The sequence below is a fragment of the Streptomyces sp. O3 genome, from assembly GCF_054788135.1.
Window position 1 is genome coordinate 1 of record NZ_JBTVYK010000117.1, and the last position, 2,965, is coordinate 2,965.

Here is a 2,965-nt window from a genome sequence, read left to right on the forward strand (position 1 = left end):
CGTGCGGGGGGCCCCCACCCAACCCCACTCACAACCTATGTCCCCCCCGGGGGGGGGGGCCCCCCCCCCCGGGGGGGCCCCCCCCAGTCGCGTACGGGACGGGTGTCGTTACGGCCGCTCGGCGACGAGTACGGGGTTGTCGTGCGGGGTGACCGTGCAGCGCGCCCCCACGGCGAGACCGGTCGCCTCCCAGCTGGGCAGGTCGGCCTTGAACACGGCCCCGGACTCGGTGCTGAGGTGCAGCCGCGTGGTCGCGCCGAGGAAGGTGGCGACCCGTACGGTCGCGGGCGTGCCCTCCTTGGCGTCCGCGCCGCCGACCGCGATCCCCTCGGGGCGCAGCAGGACGTCGACCTCGGCGCCGGAGGCCGGGGTGTCGCCGTGGATGGGCAGCCGCCGCCCGAAGAGCTCGACGACGCCGCCGTCGCGTACGGTGCCCGGCAGCCGGTTCATGGTGCCGACGAACTCGGCGACGAACGGCGTGGCCGGGCGGTCGTACAACTCGCTGGGCGCGGCGCACTGTTCGAGCCGCCCGTCCTTCATCACGGCGACGCGGTCCGCCATGGACAGCGCCTCCTCCTGGTCGTGGGTGACGAAGACGGTGGTGATGCCGAGTTCCAGCTGGATGCGCCGGATCTCCTCGCGCAGCGTGAGCCGCACCTTGGCGTCCAGCGCGGACAGCGGCTCGTCCAGGAGCAGCACCTTGGGGCGGATGGCCAGCGCGCGGGCGAGCGCCACGCGCTGCTGCTGGCCGCCGGAGAGCTGGTGCGGGTAGTGGCCCTCGCGACCCGGCAGGCCGACCAGGTCCAGGAGTTCCTGGGCCCGCTCCTTGCGTTCGGCGTTCGCCTTGCCGCGTACCCGCAGCCCGTAGGCGACGTTCTCGGCGGCGGTCATGTTGGGGAAGAGGCTGTACGACTGGAAGACCATGCCGATGTCGCGGCGGTTGGCCGGGACCGAGGTGACGTCCTGGCCGTCCATCAGCAGCTCGCCGCCGTCGGCGGTCTCGAAGCCCGCGATGATGCGCAGCGCGGTGGTCTTGCCGCAGCCGGACGGGCCGAGCAGCGCGACCATCTCGCCGGGCGCGATGTCCAGGTCAAGGCCGTCGAGTGCGACCGTTGAGCCGAACTCCCGGCGCAGTTGCTTGAGTTGCACGGGGACGGTCATGACGCGGTCTTCTTTCGGTTCTGGCGGGTCGGGTCCGTACGGCGGCGACTGCGGCCACCGGCCAGGGTGGTGAGCAGGAGCAGCAGGCCCCAGGTGATCAGCAGGCTGAGCATCGCGGCGGCGACCGAGAGCTGGGCCTCGGAGTCCTTGATCTCCACCATCCAGACGGAGAACGGGCGGTAGGAGAGCACGGAGGCGACGGTGTACTCGCCGAGCACCATGGCGAGGCTGAGTACGGCGCCGCCCATCACGGCGGCCCGCAGGTTCGGCACGACGACCTGCCACAGGGTCTGCAGCCGGGACGCGCCGAGGCTGCGGGCGGCCTCGACGAGGGTGCGCAGGTCGACGGAGCGCAGCCCGGCGTCCAGGGAGCGGTACAGGAACGGCAGCGACATGACCGTGTAGACCAGCACGAGCACCAGCGGGAAGTTCTCGTCCCGCAGGGTCTGGAAGGTCATGTAGAGGGGTGTGTCGGCCAGGTCCTGCTCCCAGGAGAGCACCGTGGTGACGCCCGCGACCAGGGCGATGGGCGGGACGACCAGCGGCATCATGCACAGGATCTCGACGACCCGGCGCAGCTTCGGCAGATAGAGCGAGACCGCGACCAGGGTCGGCACCATCAGCAGCAGCCCCAGGACGATGGTGGCCAGGCCCAGGCGCACCGAGAGCATCAGGCTTTCGGTCAGCCCTTCGGTGCCCAAGCCCTTGGTGTAGGCGTCGAAGCTGACGCCGTCCACCTCGTTGACGCTGAACCAGATCGATGCGCCGATGGGGACCAGGAAGTACAGCGTGGCGAGCAGCAGCACGACGCCCCGCGAGGGCACCCGCGAGGTCACCCGTGCGATCGAGTTCATCCGAGCCATCGGGCACTCCTGCGCTGCAGCGGTATCTGTACGGCCATCACCAGCAGTGCGATCACGACCATGTTGAGGCTCATGGCGAGGGCGAGGTTCTCCTGGCCGACCAGGACGTTGCCGTTGAGGGCGTTGGCGATCTGGATGGTGATCAGCGGCTGGGACGAGCCGACCATCACGGCGGCGGTGGCGTGCGAGGCGAACGCGGTGCCGAACATCAGCACCAGGCCGCCGAGCAGCGAGGGCACCAGCACCGGGACGCCGACGTGCCGCCAGTACTGCGCGCGGGTGGCGCCGCAGGACGCGGCGGCCTCCTGCCACTGGGTGCGCAGGCCGTCGAGCGCGGGCAGCACGGTGACCACCATCAGCGGGACCATGAAGTAGAGGTAGGCGAGCACCAGGCCGGTGAAGCTGTAGAGGCTGAACCCGGTCTTGTCCAGGTGGAACAGCTGGGTGACGGTGCCGGTGGTGCCGAGGGTCGCGATGAACGCGAAGGCGAGCGGCGCGCCGGAGAAGTTGGCGAGCACGCCGCTGGCCGAGACGACGATGCCGCGCAGGGCGGGCCGCTTGGAGCTGACGACCGCCTGGGCGATCAGCGTGCCGAGCACGGTGGCGAACAGCGCGGTGACGGCCGAGAGTTCGACGCTTCCGGTCAGGCCGGTCGCGTACGCGCCGGACAGCGAGCCGTTGACGTTCTCCATCGAGAACCGGCTGGCGCCGCTGGCCGAGTCGACGACGGTGAACGCCCCGTACACCATGGTCCCGGCGGGCAGCCCGAAGCAGACCGCGAGGAAGGCGAAGAAGGGCACGACGACGGGCCACCGGTGCCGCGAGCCGCGACGCCGGGCGCCGCGCGCGGGCGCGGAGGCGGGCTTGGCCGCCTCCGCTCCGCCGGGGGCGTATAAAAAACACCGAGCCCCCCAGACGCGACAGGTGAGCGCGGATGGCGG

At 71.3% G+C, this 2,965-nt stretch carries 3 protein-coding genes; all 3 read right to left on the reverse strand.

Features of this window, described 5'->3' with window-relative positions; all coding sequences use genetic code 11:
- Positions 1-108 precede the first annotated feature (108 nt).
- The gene (locus ACX6XY_RS29925; protein ID WP_460337725.1) at positions 109-1,161 is read right to left on the reverse strand and encodes an ABC transporter ATP-binding protein; all 1,053 of its coding nucleotides are present in this window, start codon (positions 1,159-1,161) and stop codon (positions 109-111) included.
- On the reverse strand, positions 1,158-2,024 hold the full coding sequence (locus ACX6XY_RS29930) for an ABC transporter permease (protein ID WP_460337728.1): 867 nt from the start codon (positions 2,022-2,024) through the stop codon (positions 1,158-1,160). Before ACX6XY_RS29930 ends, ACX6XY_RS29925 begins: the two co-directional genes overlap by 4 nt.
- Positions 2,012-2,965, reverse strand: a 954-nt coding sequence (locus ACX6XY_RS29935; RefSeq protein ID WP_460337731.1) for an ABC transporter permease, incomplete at its 5' end; no start/stop codon positions are given. The genes ACX6XY_RS29935 and ACX6XY_RS29930, both read right to left, overlap by 13 nt.